The following is a 16,792-nucleotide window of genomic DNA, read 5'->3' as shown; positions in this document are numbered from 1 at the left end:
GATATTGGCTGCGCCGCCTGCCATATCCCGACATTCGTCACAGGCACACATCCAGCGCTCTCGCTCCTCTCCAATCAGACGATTCACCCCTTTACCGACCTCCTCCTTCATGACATGGGCGAGGGTTTGGCGGATGGTCGGCCTGATTTTGGCGCATCGGGCAAAGAATGGCGCACCGCGCCGCTTTGGGGCATTGGCCTGGTCGAGGCAGTCAACAAACATACAAGGTTCCTCCATGATGGCCGCGCCCGCTCAATTGAGGAGGCTATCCTCTGGCATGGCGGCGAGGCCGAAAAATCGAAAGAGGCTTACCGCAATCTCGACGCGCCGAAACGACGGCAATTACTGGCATTCCTAAACTCGCTTTAGGTGCGTCCTGCGGCGTGCAGGCGGTCATATCTCCGGACCTGCCGCCACAAAATCAATGCCAGCACCAGCCCGATTGATGAGAGCAGGGACATAAACAGGAAATTATAGGATCCATCCTGCTGATGCAGCCATCCGGCCGCAATGGTAAAAATGCCGAAGAAAATGCCCATCGCGAGGCTATCATAGAGGCCCTGCGCGGAGGCCGATATCGCCGGTGGCACCCGCTTTCCGATATAGGCGATGAACGCCATATAGAGAAGCGCAAACGTCAAGGCATGCAGTGTCTGGGCAAAGCCGATGATGAAGGGCGAGGACGCAATGGCAAGCAGAAGCCAGCGGACCATCCCGCCAAAAGCCGCGATGACAATCATTGGAGTGGCACCGAAACGGCCAATCAAACGACCCGAGATCGCAAACATCCCGATTTCCGCCACCACACCGATCACCCAGAACAGCGTTATCTCCGCATTTGTATAACCGAGATTGGCCCAGTGAATGGCGCTGAAGCCATATAACCCGGCATGCGTAGATAACAGCAAAGAAACCGTAATGACAAAAAGCGGAAAATTCGGCAGCGCAAGAGGACGGAAGAAGGGGACCTTTCCCGCGTCCGGCTCCGTTCGAATGCCCGGCAACAGGAAAGAAACAAGCAATAAAAATACCGCTGTCAGGAGCATCGCCACATATATCGCATCAATGCCATACAGGTCGGCCGCCCCGCCCACAAGAAGTGAAAAGGCGATAAAACTTAATGATCCCCACAGTCGGGCCTTGCCGAAATCAATACCGATTGTCTGCTGGGCCCGAAGGGTCAGCCCGTCGGATAATGGTACCGCCGAAGAAAGTGCTGCCCCCGCCGCGCCCCAGATCAATGCGTAGAAAACCCACCCCTCTACATTGGGAAGCAAAATCAGGGCCGTAGTAACGAACAGAGCCAAGGCAATGAGAATGTTTTTGCGGTTTCCCGTCACATCGGCGATCCAGGAGGTCATAGGCACAAAGATCAGCTTAGCCCAGTAAGCCGCGCCCATGACAATGCCGACATACTCCACCGAGATATAATGCTCCAACCATCGCGGCCAGAGCGGAATGGCTATACCGTATACCGAGAAGAAAGCGACGTAATAGAGCGACATCCGAAGATGCGCGGATCGCTTTGAGTAATCGACCTCGATCATAACGTAATGCTCGCAAAATGGGCGGGGGTTATTCTTAACCGATTCACCTTCAGGAACAAACTGAAGATTTGTCGGTCAGCAGTCGGTTCACATGTTTCCGGCATTAACTGTGACAGCGATCACTTGCATTCCTTGGAATTTATAATATTCTGATTCTTACCCCAACATTTAATGGAGAAATTGTTATGGACCGGCGCGGATTTATTAAGACTATTGGAGGAAGCGGGCTCGTGATCGCCGCTTCCGGCCTCTCGTTGACAGGATGTGATCAGATGCCGCAAAGCGCGGTCGCACCATGGGATGGCCCGGCACCAACCCTTCCCGATCGCGAATGGATGCTAGGCTACGCTATCCTCGCTCCCAATCCCCATAACAGGCAGCCCTGGCTCGCAGATCTTTCCAAGGCAAATGAAATTACACTTTTTGCAGATCCAGAGAGATTGTTACCACACACAGACCCTTTTGGACGCCAGATCCTGATCGGCCACGGGACGTTTCTTGAACTCCTCGACATTGCCGCACGGGAAAGAGGCTACCGCACAGAAATTATACTTTTCCCTGACGGCGAACCCGCAGGAGATAGCCTTGAGATTGGAGACAAGCCCGTCGCGCGCATCCAGCTTGAAAAGGATGCCGCCATTCCCTCTGACCCGCTTTTCAAAGATATTCTGACGCGGCGTTCCAACAAGGAATCATATCAGGAGGCTTATCTGACAGCGACGGATAAAGAGATCATACAAAGCCTACCGTTGTTATCAGGACAAAGATCCGGCGTCGCAACGAGCGAAGCAGATGTGTCGCCCCTTCGGGAATTTGCACGTATTGCCGTGCTCAAAGAAATTGAAACACCCCGTACACTTCTTGAAAGCGTAGAACTGACCCGAATTGGGGCCGATGAAATTGCCCAAAATCCCGACGGAATTGACTTGCACGGACCGCTTTTCTGGTGGCTCAAGCGGTTTGGCCTGATGAGCCATGAAAAGGCAATAACGCCCGGTACGATCGCTTATCAGGGTGGCGTCGATTACGCAATGGGCTGGGTGGACGGCACGTATAATATGGGCTGGCTCGTGACATCGGACAATTCAAGAAGTGCGCAAGTGAATGCCGGGCGCAGCTATGTTCGCCTGAATCTCATGGCAACCAATGCAGGTATCGCCATACATCCGGTTAGTCAGGTATTACAGGAATATCCTGAAATGCATGATATTCAAACTGCCTTTCTGGAGCATTTAGGGATAAAAACACCCGAAACCGTGCAAATGTTCTACCGTTTGGGCTATCAATCTGACGTTTCCCCTTCCCCACGCCGTAGAATGCCTGATATAGTAATGTCATGAGCGCAAACAGAGAAAACGAGAAGTATGATCGGAAGGAGGAACTTCCCTCTTCGGATTTTCGCATCATCAACTGGATTGGGATCATCAGCCAGTTGACGGATACGAGGATGCGGCAGCTTCTCGACGGAACAGATGTTCCGCCTCCGCAGTTTATTCTTCTCAACCATTTCACGCATCAGCCCGATGAGGGCAGGACCGTCTCAGGCATCGCCTGGGCCATGCAACAGCCGCAACCGGGCATAACCAAAACGGTTGCGAAGATGCTCAAAAAGGGCTTCTTGCGGGCGGAAGACAATCCGGAAGATGGGCGTTCGAAGATCCTGCACCTCACCAGTTCAGGTCAGAAAGCGCACGCACAGGCGAAAGAGCGACTGGAAGTGGCGCTTGCGGATACCTTCGATGGATGGCGTGAGTGGGAAAAGAAGGACTTCTTCGGCTTCCTCGACCGACTTAAAGTCTATCTGGACGAAAACCGCTAAACCTCAGGCTCATTTGCAAGGCCGGGCGTTTTCTTCGCTGTTCTCAAGTTAATGATTGCGACACCGATAAGGGTCAGCACTCCTCCCATAACAAAGCGCAAGGTAATCGGCTCTGAGAAGAGCACCACACCAAAGGCGACGCCAAAAATCGGGGCCAGCAACCCAAACGGCGTCAGTGCGGCAATGGGATAGCGTTGAATAAGATAATACCAGCCACCATGCGCGAAAATCGTGGTGACGATAACGACAAAGGCGAGCGCACTAACTGCCTCCCAACCCATGGACGCAACCGCATCCAGCTGACCGGTTTCCAGGGTAAATGACAACAACATCAAGGGTAGAGCTGAAATCGCTCCGATCCATGCCTGCATCGACATCGTCCCAACATTCTGGATTTGCCGCATCAAAATCAATCCTACCGACATGAAGAGTGCCGCAATCGCAACCAGGGTAACGCCTTCAAGCTGATCGAAAATCACCGGATCAAATCCCAGAATCATGACACCGCCAAACGCCATCACGATTCCCAATATACGCCGCCATCCGATTGTCTCCTTCAACAGGATGACCGCCATAATTACCGAAAATGGCGCAATAAGCTGGCTTGTAATGGCAACCGCCGTGACGCCGCCAGCAGCAAAGATTCCCAGATAAAGAAAAGTGAAATGGAAAACCCCAACAGTTATCGCAATCCAGAATATTGCCTTCATCCGTCCCTTGATGATTCTCAAGAATGGCGACAACAAAATCGCCACAAGCAAGAATCGCAGTGCCGTAAAAAAGAGGGGTGGAAAATGATCAAGACCGACCTTGGACGCAACAAATGAAAATCCCCATATCGCACTGATAACAAGGGCCATCGCAATATGAGGAAGAGACATAGTTGAGCTTTCCAAGCTGATATTTAGACCATTTCGGGACAGCAATGGCCATAAAATGCGGTCGCGAGCAGATGAATAGTGACCTACACATAGCGTACCGTCGTATATGTATGCATCATTTATCTCAGGTTAGATGCCAGAAAATAGTTCTGCAGGTGAAAACGGCGACAGACTTGGTAAATAATCTGCACTCGGATACAGGGATAGAATGGATTCAGTTACGCAGTTTGTATTAGGTGCCAGCATTTCCGGCGCGTTGTTAGGCCCACGCATTGGGCCAAAAGCCCTGTTGATAGGCGGCATTGTCGCGACCTTACCCGATCTTGACAGTTTTGTTCCTCTTGATGATGCCATCGATAACATGACTTATCATCGGGGCTTCAGCCACTCCGTTATTGTTCAAACGGCCCTCTCTCCGCTGATCGCACTCGCGATAGGCAAGATCGCCCCGTCAAGCTGGCAACATAAGAAAATGCTGTTCCTGACGGTCTGGCTGGCGTTGATCACGCATAGTTTGCTGGATTCGCTCACAACCTACGGCACACAGATTTTCTGGCCGTTGGAGATCGGTCCACCCGTTGCCCTACCAGCCGTTTTCATTATTGATCCGGTCTATACCCTGCTTTTACTTGCCGGAATTGCCGCCATCCTGCTCGCCCGAAAAAAGCCGGGCGGCGGTTATCGCATGAACCGCATCATGCTGGCACTCAGCTGCGCCTATCTCGCTGTTGGACTGACGGGAAATACCATCATCTCCAGCCGCGCAAAAGCCGATCCTATCTTTCGGGATATGCGCATTCATGTGCAGCCGACGGCCTTTAACCTGCTGGTCTGGCAAGTCACCGCCATTTCCGACGATAAGATGTCGACAGGCTTGACGAGCCTTCTCAATAATTGTGGTGTTCGCAATCTGATTACGGTTCCACGCCAGCAAGTTCCGCCCGGAATTAAGGAAATTCCGCCATCCGTGAAAAGATTGGAATGGTTTACAGATGGATTTTATTCCTATGGCGAAAAGGATGGGGCCCGGATCATTACGGACCTGAGAATGGGGTTTTATCCAAACTATGTCTTTTCTTTCAAATTCGCGGAAAATTCGACCGACGATGTGATCATAATTCCGCCTGAACGCATTCGCCTCACATACACGGAGCGCGCAGGTGAGATGTTCTCACTTATCGAGGAGACATTGAGAGGATGTGAGGAAGAGTAGCGGGAGCGGTTATCTCTTCGCCTGGCGCAAATATAAATCTTTCCACTCAATTTCAAGCATTGCAATTTAATGCTGGCGAACCTTCATGGCCGGAGGTACTCTTAACCCGTCGAGCCAGCCTGACCGATCGCGTCTCCTATGAAATTTACCGTCTAACGGATGTCAAAATGCTCTCAATACTTACCCTTGGATTTTTAATCGGTATGCGCCATGCGCTTGAGGCGGATCACGTCGCCGCGGTCGCGAGCCTCGCGTCAGGCAGCAAGAATATCCGGGAAACGGTATTCCATGGCGCTGTCTGGGGTCTCGGCCATACAGTTGCCCTCATGGTTATCGGCACAATCGTTATTGTGATGAACAGTACTGTGCCAGAAACAATCGCCCATTGGCTGGAATTTACAGTCGGAATTATGCTGGTATTGCTGGGGGCGGATGTGATCCGACGGATGATCCGGGATCGGGTGCATTTCCATTTCCACAGACATGCATCTGCTAAACACGCTCATCTGCATGCCCACTCCCATAGAGGAGAAGGCAAGCATACCTCCTCCTCCCATGAGCATACACATAACAAAGGCCTGACGGCGCGTGTCCTTGCCGTCGGTATTATGCACGGGATGGCGGGTTCTGCCGCACTTGTCCTGCTCGTCGCCGGATCCATTACCAGCACGATAACGGCTGTTCTTTATATTGCCCTCTTCGGCTTTGGCTCCATTGTCGGCATGGCCGCTCTCTCCGCCGCTATCGCCGTGCCATTGCGATATTCAGCAAAGTCCATGACATGGGCGTATAACAGCTTACAAGTTATTGTCGGCATCGGCACTATGTCGCTCGGCATCTATACGATGTACAGCCTTGGCCTTGCCTGAAAACAATCTGGAAAACAAAGATGCCGTCCGGCCGCTTGCATCCCTGCTACCGCATGTAGCTTTATTGCTCGCCGTCGTTCTGTTGGGCCTGTCTTTCGTTGGCATACGCGCCATTATGGCAGATCAGCAAGCCTCCGCCTCTCTCGGGTTTCTCCGCTACGGTCTGGCGACATTAATGCTCTTACCGCTGTTGTGGCGACGCAGGATTGTCATGCCTCCCTTAAAAGTATTCCTAATGGTCGCCCTGCTTGGCACTCTTCAGTTTGGCCTGTTCCATCTTTTTGTTAATACGGCCTTGCAAGATATTCCGGCCTCCCGCGGGGCGGTGATTTTTGCGCTTATCCCCATTATGACCATGTTGATCGCAGCAATGACCGGGCGCGATTCGCTAAATGGCATCAAGCTGTTCGCAGCGGTTCTGTCAATTGTCGGTGTGGCGCTAGCCATCGGCGAAAAAGCCTTTGCCGCCGACACAGCATCAGGCAGCTGGATGGGAGAGCTCCTCTTCTTTATGGCTGTCTGTTGCGGGGCAACCTACAACGCATTCTCCGGCCGACTGATGCAGAACCGCTCCGTCCTGCTGCTCACGATTATCGGGATGAGTGCAGGAACCATGGTGATTTTTCCTATCGCCTACAGCGAAGGAATCGGGAGTGTCATCGCGGGATATGACACGCGCGACTGGCTCTGGCTTCTTTATCTTGCGGGCCCCGCGGCGGCATTCAGCCTCTTTCTTTTTAACTGGGGACTTCAGCAGCTTTCTCCCTCTCAGGCCGCAATCTATGTGCCGATTGCACCCATCATGGCTGCGGCCTTTGGCGCCCTTATATTGAATGAGCATCTCTCCCACCTCTTCCTGGTGGGGCTGGCCTGCGCCGTGGCGGGGCCCATTATCGTCAATTGGCGACGCAATTAGCCCAGCATAGTCACTGTCATAAATTTGATTACACAGTCTTTGTATTAGAGGCTAAGGTTCCCTAATAACTAGGTCTGAGAGAGATTTCATGAAAACTGCCCGATTTTTGTTATCGTCGTTATTGACCTTGTTTTTCATAAGTCTAACAGGCGGTGAGAGTATTTCACAGGCCGCAGATGCCGTCTCCTTCGGTCCGCGCCCTCTCTTCCTTGTGGAGGATATGGAGGCGGAGGAGCTAAAAGAAAAGCTCCTGCAATGTCAGTCGCAGCCTGCCAAAACTTCCAATTTCTCCATTGGGCACCGTGGCGCCGCGTTACAATTTCCGGAGCATACCAGGGAAAGCTATCTCGCTGCTGCACGCATGGGCGCAGGGATCATTGAATGCGATGTGACCTTCACCAAGGATAAGGCCTTGGTCTGCCGGCATTCCCAATGCGATCTCCATCTGACAACAGATATTCTGGACCGCCCGGAACTGGCCGCGAAATGCTCCGCTCCCTTTTCCCCGGCCAGCGAGAACGGCGGCAAGGCGTTGGTCAAATGCTGTGCCTCCGACCTGACACTCGCCGAGTTCAAGTCACTGAATGGCAAGATGGACGGCGGAAACGAGAAGGCAGAAACCATTGCCGAATACGTAAAAGGAACACCCGGCTGGCGCACCGATCTTTATGCATCGAACGGCACACTGATGACGCATCAGGAGAGTATCACGCTGATTGACGCCCTCGGTCTTAAATTTACGCCTGAGTTAAAGTCAGCCGATGTTTCGATGCCCTACAATGGGAACTACAGCCAGCAGGACTACGCCACGGCAATGATCGCAGGATATAAAGCGGCAGGGATCGATCCGGCCCGCGTCTTCCCGCAATCCTTCAATCTCGATGATGTGCTCTACTGGATCGAAAATGAGTCGGAGTTTGGCGCGCAGGCGGTATTTCTGGATGGACGGTATCGTGGTAACAGCTTAAATCCGGCCGATCCCGACACATTCTCACCCAGCATGCAGGAACTTGCCGATAAAGGCTTGAGCTATATTGCCCCGCCAATCTGGATGCTGCTGGCCCTCGATGAAACTGGCCAAATCGTTCCCTCCGCCTATGCAAAGGAAGCGAAAAAAGCTGGCCTTAACATCATTACCTGGACGCTGGAACGCTCCGGCTCCCTCACCAATGGCGGGGGCTGGTATTACCGAACGGTCACAGACGCCATAGATAATGAAGGCGATGTCATGACCGTCCTCGATGTTCTGGCAAAAGACGTGGGTGTCGTCGGTGTTTTCTCTGACTGGCCCGCGACTACCACTTATTATGCAAACTGCATGGGGCTTGACTAAGCCTCATTCGCGGCAAGAAGCTTCGTATTCCCGCCCGAAGCCGTCGTATCAATACAGAGCGCCCTTTCGGCGACGTAAAGCTCCCAATCTTCGCCGCCTATGATCAACGGGATAATCGCGCCTTCCCGCGCCGCGATTGCCTGCCGGTAGGCACGGAGATCATACTCTCCGGCCGTAAGAGAAATGCCACTCAATGATGGGGCAGCTGCCACCAGGCCAGGCGTCAGCTCCTCCTCCAACCGAACAATGAGGCCTTTTAGTTCCTTTTCCCCATCGAACGCCTTAATCAGGCCTTCGGCCTCCTCCGGTGCATCCGCGAGCAGAACGCCATTCCCCGTGAGGAGCGCCATCGCCGCCATCCTGATCGCCTCAGACCCCGCGCAGAGAATCACACCGCGCCCATGCAGGCTGAGACGGTTACTTTCTCCGGTTGGCCCCACCAGATCGACAGGGGCAGGATTATAATCCACCGCCTGATCCAGGGGCGTCCTGAATATTTCCTGATGAGATTTATCCAGTTTGGATGATGCTCTTTCCAAAACCGCCCTGCGATCTTCGCGCTGATCCCAGCGGGACTGCGCCTGTACCAATCCACGGATAACGGATTGCAACTCTCCTGAGGCAGACACGTCCGTCCATTTGCCCGAAACCTGCGTTGGAGAAGGTGCCGAATATCCTTTTTTCCTCATAAAGCGATGAAGGTAGAGCGGCCCGCCTGCTTTCGGGCCGGTTCCAGACAGCCCCTCCCCGCCAAAGGGCTGAACGCCGACGACCGCGCCAATCTGGTTACGATTGACATAGAGATTGCCAACATGGGCCCGGTCGCAGACATCCTGCACACGGGTATCAACGCGAGTATGCAGACCCAGCGTCAACCCGTAGCCCGTTGCATTGATCTTTTCGACCACCTTATTAACGTCTTCCGCCTTGAAGGTCGCAATATGCAGGACGGGGCCAAATATCTCCTTCTTCAGTTCCTCAATTCCGTCGATGCGATAGGCGGCCGGGCTCGCATAACAGCCTGATTTTGCCTGAGAAGGGAGCGGCAGTTTCTTGATCAACCGCCCTGCCTCTTCCAGCTTCTTGCAATGCGCCTCGATCATCGACTTTGCATCGGCGTCGATCACCGGGCCAACATCGACGGAAATATCCCAGGGATTGCCGATCTTCAACTCCGCCATCGCCCCTTCAAGCATATGGATTACCTTCTCCGCCACATCTTCCTGCACATAGAGGACACGCAGCGCCGAGCAGCGCTGTCCCGCCGATTGAAAGGCAGATGCGACTATATCCCGAATAGCCTGCTCCGGCAGTGCACTTGAATCGACGATCATGGCATTGAGTCCCCCCGTCTCCGCGATCAATGGCGCCTCCGGGTCCGCATTCGCGGCCATGGATCGGGCTATCCGTTGCGCGGTTTCTGTCGATCCGGTAAAACAAACTCCCTGTATGTCTGGATGGGAGACGAGCGCCGCCCCGACGACAGCACCATCACCGAGCAGAAGTTGCAGAACATCGCCCGGAATTCCAGCGTCACGCATCAACTCAACAGCACGGGCGGCGATTAACGGGGTCTGCTCTGCAGGCTTTGCAATCACTGTATTCCCCGCCACCAATGCAGCGGCAATCTGTCCGGTAAAAATGGCAAGCGGGAAGTTCCATGGAGAGATACAAATAAAGAGACCGCGTCCTTCCTTATCGCCTTTCTTTGCTTCTTCCCGTGCGCGCAGAGCGTAGTATCGACAGAAATCTGCTGCCTCCCGCACCTCGGAAATACCGTCCATCAGAGACTTTCCAGCTTCCCGCGCGAGCAAAGCCATCAGTTCCACCCGGTTTTCCTCGTAAAGATCGGCGATACGCTCCAAAATCTCCGCGCGGTCATTGACCGGAGTGTTTCGCCAGTTCTTTGTCTCTACGACTGCGATTGATACGGCCCTGCCTACATCTTCCCGCGTGGCGGCAATAACGGTGCCGACAATATCAGACCGAAGTGACGGGTTGCGTAACTCCTGACCTTTCCCGGCAACCAGCTTGCCGCCAATCAGGGGAGCGGCATGCCATGTTATCTCCTTGAAGGCATCGCGTGCAGCATCAAAATCAGAAAGTACAGACGGGCTCGCAAAATTGACCCCCACCGAGTTGCGCCGACTTGCTCCATACAGCGCCGCCGGACTAGGGATTTTATTATTCTCGATTGTCGGATAGGAAAGTATTGCGCCGACCGGATCACGGACGACCTGCTGCGGTGGGACCTTTTCATCAAGAACCTGATTAACGAAGGAGCTGTTGGCTCCGTTCTCCAGCAAGCGGCGCACCAGATAGGCGAGCAGGTCCTCATGAACCCCGACAGGTGCATAAATGCGGCATCGGTTTTTGTTCTGCGCCATGACAAGATCATGCAATCCTTCTCCCATGCCATGAAGACGCTGGAACTCAAAACTATCCTCTCCGTCCGCCATCTCCAAAACGGCGGCAATCGAATGTGCATTATGGGTCGCAAACTGCGGATAGATATGGTCCGTCATGGAAAGCAGCTTCTTTGCACAGGCAAGATAGCTGACATCCGTCGCTGCCTTGCGGGTAAATACCGGATATCCCTCATACCCCATGACCTGCGCGAGCTTGATTTCCGTGTCCCAATAGGCGCCCTTGACCAGCCGGACCATAATCTTCCGATCCAACCTTTTGGAAAGCGCATATAGCCAGTCGAGCACATAGGCGGCGCGGGGTCCGTATGCCTGCACAACAACGCCAAAACCATCCCATCCTTTAAGGTCCGAGTTGGTTAGAACCGCCTCAATAATATCAAGAGAGAGGTCGAGACGGTCCGCCTCCTCTGCATCGATATTAAAACCCATATTGGCGTTCTTCGCTTGAAATACGAGGGATGACAGACGGGGAACCAGTTCATCAAGAACCCGCTTTCTCTGCGTATATTCATAGCGCGGGTGAAGTGCAGAAAGCTTCACCGAAATCCCCGGATTATCACGGCTATCCGAATTCAGACTATGGTCAGAAATATTGGAAATTGCCTTGGCGTAAGCCATGAAGTAGCGCTGCGCATCTTCTGCCGTTCGCGCCGCCTCCCCCAGCATGTCATAGGAATATGTATATCCCTTTTTCTCCATGCCGCGGGCGCGGCTCATCGCTTCCTGAATATCGCGGCCAAGCACGAACTGATGACCAAGTACCTTCATCGACTGGCTGACGGCGGTGCGGATGACCGGCTCTCCCACCCGCTTCACCAGCTTTCTGAGTTGCCCGACAACATCCAGAGAGCCGTCACCCAGCGGATGCACGACCTTCCCTGTCAACATCAGGCCCCATGTGGAGGCATTCACCAACGGGGAGGATGAGTGACCGAGATGCTTACTCCAGTCCGCTGGAGCGATCTTATCGCTGATCAGCGCATCCATGGTGATTTCGTCCGGCACACGCAGGAGAGCCTCGGCCAGGCACATCAGGGCAACACCTTCCTCAGTTGTAAGGCCGTATTCACCAAGGAACGTTTCCATAACGCCCGGGCTGTCGGCACGGCGGAGCTTTTCCACCAGCGCCACTGCCTGATCAACGATCCGATTGCGTCTCTCTTCCGATAAATCGAGATCATCAATCAGCTTATGGACGGCTGCCGTCTCATTTGTGAGATAATGCGCGCGAATATCGGAGCGATGGTGCGACAATTTCCGTTGAGCCATGGTCGGCCTCGTCTTTGAGTGGTTAAAAGCGTGAAGTTACTGCTAATAATACCCCAAAAACCCATAGGCCGTGTGACCAAAATACGCCAAAAAATCATACCAAAGTCGGAATTTACCTGATTAAACCGACACAAATTCCTAATAAATATGATTTAATCAGGTAAAATGACTATCCGCGCATATTTACGGTCTAACCTTGAAACTGGAAACGCCCGTCTCTCTGAGAGGTGCCGCCATTTCCGCAAAATCACACAGAAGTTTCCGAGTGTTGCGCGGATCGACAATCTCCTCAATCATGAAACGCTCCGCCGTCCGGAATGGAGATCTCAATCGGTTCAACCGTCCCTCAATCTCTTCAAGCTTTGCTTTGGGATCGTCCGACGCTTCAATCTCTGACTTATAGGCCGCCTCCAGCCCTCCGGCGATCGGCAGGGATCCCCAATCTCCAGACGGCCAGGCATATCTGAGATTGAACCGACCGGAATTCATATGCGCTGCGCCCGCGACCCCATAGGCCTTACGGACGATAATGGCACACCAGGGCACCGTCGCCTGTGCGATCGCCGCCATCGCCCGCACACCATGACGGATTGTCGCCTGCTCCTCCGCCTGCCGCCCGACAAGAAAGCCGGGAATGTCAACAAGATGAGCAACCGGCAGATGGAATGTCTGAGCCAGATCAACAAAGCGCAGGACTTTATCCGCAGCATCTGATGTCCAGGCTCCCGCGTAATGATAAGGATCGCTGGCCATAATGGCGACCGGCCATCCGTCCAGCCGGGCAAAACCGGTAATAACGGAGCGTCCCCACTTTTTGCCAATTTCAAAGAAGCTGTCCTGATCGACAACCGCCTCAATGATTTTGCGCATTTTGTAGACTTTGCGCGAATCCCGTGGAATGGCATCAATCAACCAGTCTTCACTTCGGTTCGGATCATCTCCAGTTTCAATACGTTCCGGCAACTCAAATACGGAGGGCGGCAGATAAGAAAGGAATTTCCGGGCGCGCTCAAATGCCTCTTCCTCTGAACCGGCTTCATCATCCACGGCCCCGTTGCGCGTATGGATTTCAGACCCGCCTAGCTCGTTCTTAGTGAGAACCTCGCCGGTTCTGGCAACCACAGGCGGGCCCGCGACAAACATCTGGGAGGTTTCCTTGACCATCACCGAATAGTGGCTTGCGGCAACGCGCGCCGCGCCCAGCCCTGCCGTCGATCCGAGAGCAAGCGCAACAACAGGTACTTTCGAGAGATTCTCGATCACCGTGTCCCAGCCCCTGACTTCCGGAACATAAGTACGACCTTCGGTTTCAATTGTCTTGACCGAGCCGCCACCGCCCGTGCCGTCAACAAGGCGGATCAACGGCAGATGCATCGAACCCGCCATATTCTCCACATGGATTAGTTTTTCGCGAATCCCCGCATCATTCGCCCCGCCACGTACTGTAAAGTCGTCTCCGGCGACGACCACGCGGCGGCCGTTGACACGCCCACGCCCGGTAATCAGATTTGCCGGTTGCATATCGACGAGATTGCCGTCAGCGTCATACTCCGCCTTCCCCGTGACGGACCCGACTTCTTCGAATGAGCCTTTATCGAGAATTTTGTCAACCCGGTCACGAACTGTCAGTTTCCCGGCGTTCACATGACGCGCAACTTTTTCCTCGCCACCCATCTTCTTCGCATGCGTCTGACGGATCTTTAGTTCTTCAATCTCTTTTTCCCAACTCATTCTCATGTCCCTTTTTATTGTTTTTCTGTGGACGCTGGCCGCGCTGACAATGACACATGCGTCGCCTTAGGCTTGTAGATACAATATCAAACCCGTCTATGAGATCGCTGTCAACTTCTTCGGAGCGTTAAAAACTTACCGATATCATTCCGGGAGTGGCACGAAGGAGGTATCACCCGGCACGCCATCAAAGCGTTGCTCCCGCCAGTCATCTTGTGCGCGCTCTATTCTTTCTTTGCTGGTCGAAACAAAATTCCAATACATAAAGCGCGGTTCGGGAAGCGCATCCCCACCAAGAACGACACAGACTGTCTCTTTCGAGGATGTCAGCGTAACAGTTGGATGCTTCTCCAGCACAACAAGGGTTCCGGCGCTTACCGTCGCGCCATCGATATCAATCTCCCCCTCAACAACATAGAGAGCAGCCTCGTCATAATCAGGCGTGAAGGGGATGGAAACATCGGCCTCAAGCCGTAAATCCGCAAAGAAATACCTGTTCATTGTCTCAACGGGAGAGGTTTCGCCAAACAGACTTCCCGTAACAAGGCGGCCCTTCCACCCTTCTCCTTTAAGCTCGGGCAATGCTGATTTTGATGTATGAGAAAATTCGGGTGATATCTCTTCCTGTTCCTTGGGAAGTGCCACCCACATCTGCAAACCATGGACCTCGCGGTCCCTGGACCGGCTTTCGGCGCTGCTGCGCTCAGAATGGACAATCCCGCGTCCGGCGGTCATGAGATTAACATCGCCGGGACATATCTCCTGCACCGTTCCGAGGCTGTCACGATGGAGGATCGACCCGTCAAACAAATAGGTCACCGTGGCAAGGCCGATATGCGGATGCGGCAGCACATCCATCCCCTCCCCGGCCTTGAGGGTTGCAGGGCCCATATGGTCGAGAAAAACAAAAGCTCCAACTGAACGGCATCGCGCGACAGGCAGAAGGCGTCGCACTTCAAATCCACCAATATCCTTGGGCTTTCCGGTAATACTAAGCGCTATGCTATCCGCAGTCATTTATTGCCAACTCCCCTATTGCGCTGTCCAGCCCCCGTCAATGGATTGCAGGCTGCCCGTGATATTCTCGGCAGCGTCGCTGCAGAGGAACAGGGCAAGGCCCGCCACCTGCTCTATGGTCGTAAATTTCTTCGTTGCCGCCGCCGCGAGCAATACATCATTAATCACTTCCTCTTCGGTTATGCCGCGGGTGCGTGCCGTATCCGGAATCTGCTTTTCCACCAGAGGCGTCCAGACATAGCCCGGACAGATCGCATTGACCGTAATATTGTCCCGCGCAACTTCCAGCGCCGCCGTCTTGGTCAGCCCGGCGATGCCATGTTTCGCCGCGACATAGGCGCTTTTGTTGGGAGAGGCGACCAGCGCATGAGCCGAGGCCATATTAACGATCCGTCCCCACCCCCCTTTCGTCATGAGCGGAATGGCATGATGCATTGTATGAAAGGCGGAAGAAAGATTGATGGCAATGATCGCATCCCATTTTTCCGCCGGAAACTCGGCGATCGGTGAGACATATTGTATCCCGGCATTATTGATCAGGATATCGACACCACCAAACTCTTTGGCCACCATCTCAAACAGACCTGCGATTTCATCCGGCCTGGTCATATCGGCGGCGTTGTATAGACATCTCACACCATGCTCGCTTTCGATGGAACTCCGCAGGGCTTCTATTTCCGCGGCGTCGCCAAACCCGTTGAGAACGATATGGCTGCCCTCTTTCGCAAGTGCTCTGGCGCATCCTTCGCCGATCCCAGAGGTCGATCCCGTAATAACCGCGACTTTGTCTTTTAACATCTCCACATCCTTTAAAATGTGCCGTGATTAAATGTTCAGCTATTGGTTTTACGCACTATCAGAGCGGCCAGAAAAACAGAATGGCAGGGATGGCGACTGAAATCACGAGTATTTCAAGCGGCAATCCCATGCACCAGTAATCCCCAAATTTATAACCGCCCGGGCCCATGATCAATGTGTTATTCTTGTGACCAATTGGGGTGAGAAAGGCGCAGGACGCGGCCACCGCCACCACCATCAGGAAGGGATCCGGATTAGCGTTTAGCCGGTTCGCAATATCGACAGCAATTGGTGCTCCGATGACCGCTGTTGCCGTATTATTCAAAACGTCCGAAAGGGTCATGATCACCACCATCAGGACTGTTAGGACGACCACAACGTGAAGGCCAGAAGTCAGTTCCACAATACCGCCGGCGATAAGCGCCGTGCCGCCAGATTCCTCAAGCGCGGCACCGAGCGGGATCATCGACCCGAGCAGGACAATAACCGGCCATTCAATATGCTGGTAAACCTCCTGTATGGGAACGATATCAAGCGCGACATATGCCGCAACCACTATTGCCAGTGCTACCGCCAAATAGAGCCAGCCAAAGCTCGCCACGATAATCGCGGCCGCAAAAATACCGGCGGCAAGCCCAGCACGACGGTATTGCGTGACGGAAAGCCCCCGCTCCGCCAGTGGCAGCACACCCATCCATTGAGCAACCTCTGGCACCCGGTCAACCGGGCCAAGAAGAAGCAATATATCACCCGCTTCAATATCAAGCTTGCGCACCCGGTCGCGAAACTTCTTACCCTGGCGAGAGACGCCAAGCAGCGTCACCCCATGACGGACAAGGAGACGGAGAGACATGGCCGAGCGACCTTCGATACGGGCATAGCGTGGGACCACAAACTCCATCAGGATCATGCCGCCGGCTTCCGCTTTTTCATGCCGTTTCTCGCCGTCAAACTCCAGTTTCATGGCTCC

Annotated in this window: 14 protein-coding genes; 7 read left to right on the top strand and 7 right to left on the bottom strand. The window is 53.7% G+C overall.

The window, feature by feature from the left end; genetic code table 11:
- The coding region (locus P1U71_RS01195) for a di-heme oxidoredictase family protein (protein WP_301103716.1) at positions 1-369 on the top strand (369 nt) is incomplete at its 5' end.
- Here P1U71_RS01195 and P1U71_RS01190 read toward each other — a convergent pair.
- The gene (locus tag P1U71_RS01190) at positions 366-1,547 is read right to left on the bottom strand and encodes an MFS transporter (RefSeq protein WP_301103715.1); all 1,182 of its coding nucleotides are present in this window, start codon (positions 1,545-1,547) and stop codon (positions 366-368) included. The genes P1U71_RS01195 and P1U71_RS01190 overlap by 4 nt on opposite strands.
- A 185-nt stretch (positions 1,548-1,732) precedes the next feature.
- Between P1U71_RS01190 and P1U71_RS01185 the strand changes: the two genes are divergently transcribed.
- Both P1U71_RS01185 and P1U71_RS01180 read left to right on the top strand, forming a co-directional pair.
- Positions 1,733-2,887, top strand: coding sequence for a hypothetical protein (locus tag P1U71_RS01185; protein WP_301103714.1), 1,155 nt, complete (start codon positions 1,733-1,735; stop codon positions 2,885-2,887).
- On the top strand, positions 2,884-3,366 hold the full coding sequence (locus P1U71_RS01180; protein ID WP_301103713.1) for a MarR family transcriptional regulator: 483 nt from the start codon (positions 2,884-2,886) through the stop codon (positions 3,364-3,366). The genes P1U71_RS01185 and P1U71_RS01180 overlap by 4 nt, the downstream gene beginning before the upstream one ends.
- Here P1U71_RS01180 and P1U71_RS01175 read toward each other — a convergent pair.
- A complete protein-coding gene (locus P1U71_RS01175) occupies positions 3,363-4,247 on the bottom strand; it encodes a DMT family transporter (protein WP_301103712.1) in 885 nt (294 codons plus the stop codon). The genes P1U71_RS01180 and P1U71_RS01175 overlap by 4 nt on opposite strands.
- A gap of 208 nt (positions 4,248-4,455) precedes the next feature.
- On the opposite strand from P1U71_RS01175, the gene P1U71_RS01170 reads away from it, so the two are divergent.
- The 4 genes from P1U71_RS01170 to P1U71_RS01155 all read left to right on the top strand — a co-directional run bounded on the left by P1U71_RS01170 (position 4,456) and on the right by P1U71_RS01155 (position 8,578).
- On the top strand, positions 4,456-5,460 hold the full coding sequence (locus P1U71_RS01170; protein WP_301103711.1) for a metal-dependent hydrolase: 1,005 nt from the start codon (positions 4,456-4,458) through the stop codon (positions 5,458-5,460).
- A gap of 167 nt (positions 5,461-5,627) precedes the next feature.
- Positions 5,628-6,329, top strand: a complete 702-nt coding sequence (locus P1U71_RS01165; protein WP_301103710.1) for a hypothetical protein — start codon at positions 5,628-5,630, stop codon at positions 6,327-6,329.
- The gene (locus P1U71_RS01160; protein ID WP_301103709.1) at positions 6,316-7,245 is read left to right on the top strand and encodes an EamA family transporter; all 930 of its coding nucleotides are present in this window, start codon (positions 6,316-6,318) and stop codon (positions 7,243-7,245) included. The genes P1U71_RS01165 and P1U71_RS01160 overlap by 14 nt, the downstream gene beginning before the upstream one ends.
- Before the next feature lie 88 nt (positions 7,246-7,333).
- Positions 7,334-8,578, top strand: a complete 1,245-nt coding sequence (locus P1U71_RS01155) for a glycerophosphodiester phosphodiesterase family protein (protein ID WP_301103708.1) — start codon at positions 7,334-7,336, stop codon at positions 8,576-8,578.
- On the opposite strand, the gene putA is transcribed toward P1U71_RS01155, so the two are convergent.
- The 5 genes from putA to P1U71_RS01130 all read right to left on the bottom strand — a co-directional run.
- Positions 8,575-12,276, bottom strand: coding sequence for a bifunctional proline dehydrogenase/L-glutamate gamma-semialdehyde dehydrogenase PutA (putA, locus tag P1U71_RS01150; RefSeq protein ID WP_301103707.1), 3,702 nt, complete (start codon positions 12,274-12,276; stop codon positions 8,575-8,577). The two genes, P1U71_RS01155 and putA, sit on opposite strands and share 4 nt — an antisense overlap.
- 183 nt (positions 12,277-12,459) lie before the next feature.
- Positions 12,460-14,007, bottom strand: coding sequence for an acyl-CoA carboxylase subunit beta (locus P1U71_RS01145; RefSeq protein WP_301103706.1), 1,548 nt, complete (start codon positions 14,005-14,007; stop codon positions 12,460-12,462).
- Between the two features lie 144 nt (positions 14,008-14,151).
- Positions 14,152-15,024: a pirin family protein gene (locus P1U71_RS01140; protein WP_301103705.1), complete on the bottom strand. Its 873-nt coding sequence runs from the start codon at positions 15,022-15,024 to the stop codon at positions 14,152-14,154.
- Positions 15,025-15,039: 15 nt separating this feature from the next.
- Positions 15,040-15,822, bottom strand: a complete 783-nt coding sequence (locus tag P1U71_RS01135; RefSeq protein ID WP_301103704.1) for a 3-hydroxybutyrate dehydrogenase — start codon at positions 15,820-15,822, stop codon at positions 15,040-15,042.
- 58 nt (positions 15,823-15,880) lie between these two features.
- The coding region (locus P1U71_RS01130; protein WP_301103703.1) for an SLC13 family permease at positions 15,881-16,792 on the bottom strand (912 nt) is incomplete at its 5' end.

Origin of the sequence: Sneathiella sp. (assembly GCF_029233945.1) — a bacterium.
Taxonomy (GTDB): domain Bacteria; phylum Pseudomonadota; class Alphaproteobacteria; order Sneathiellales; family Sneathiellaceae; genus Sneathiella.
This window is presented reverse-complemented; position numbering and strand designations above follow the sequence as displayed.

Excerpts from the sequence above, each read along its gene's own strand:
- P1U71_RS01190 (WP_301103715.1), bottom strand. The coding sequence starts at position 1,547 with ATGATCGAGGTCGATTACTCAAAGCGATCCGCGCATCTTCGGATGTCG.
- P1U71_RS01185 (WP_301103714.1), top strand. The coding sequence starts at position 1,733 with ATGGACCGGCGCGGATTTATTAAGACTATTGGAGGAAGCGGGCTCGTG.
- P1U71_RS01180 (WP_301103713.1), top strand. The coding sequence starts at position 2,884 with ATGAGCGCAAACAGAGAAAACGAGAAGTATGATCGGAAGGAGGAACTT.
- P1U71_RS01175 (WP_301103712.1), bottom strand. The coding sequence starts at position 4,247 with ATGTCTCTTCCTCATATTGCGATGGCCCTTGTTATCAGTGCGATATGG.
- P1U71_RS01170 (WP_301103711.1), top strand. The coding sequence starts at position 4,456 with ATGGATTCAGTTACGCAGTTTGTATTAGGTGCCAGCATTTCCGGCGCG.
- P1U71_RS01165 (WP_301103710.1), top strand. The coding sequence starts at position 5,628 with ATGCTCTCAATACTTACCCTTGGATTTTTAATCGGTATGCGCCATGCG.
- P1U71_RS01155 (WP_301103708.1), top strand. The coding sequence starts at position 7,334 with ATGAAAACTGCCCGATTTTTGTTATCGTCGTTATTGACCTTGTTTTTC.
- putA (WP_301103707.1), bottom strand. The coding sequence starts at position 12,276 with ATGGCTCAACGGAAATTGTCGCACCATCGCTCCGATATTCGCGCGCAT.
- P1U71_RS01145 (WP_301103706.1), bottom strand. The coding sequence starts at position 14,007 with ATGAGTTGGGAAAAAGAGATTGAAGAACTAAAGATCCGTCAGACGCAT.
- P1U71_RS01140 (WP_301103705.1), bottom strand. The coding sequence starts at position 15,024 with ATGACTGCGGATAGCATAGCGCTTAGTATTACCGGAAAGCCCAAGGAT.
- P1U71_RS01135 (WP_301103704.1), bottom strand. The coding sequence starts at position 15,822 with ATGTTAAAAGACAAAGTCGCGGTTATTACGGGATCGACCTCTGGGATC.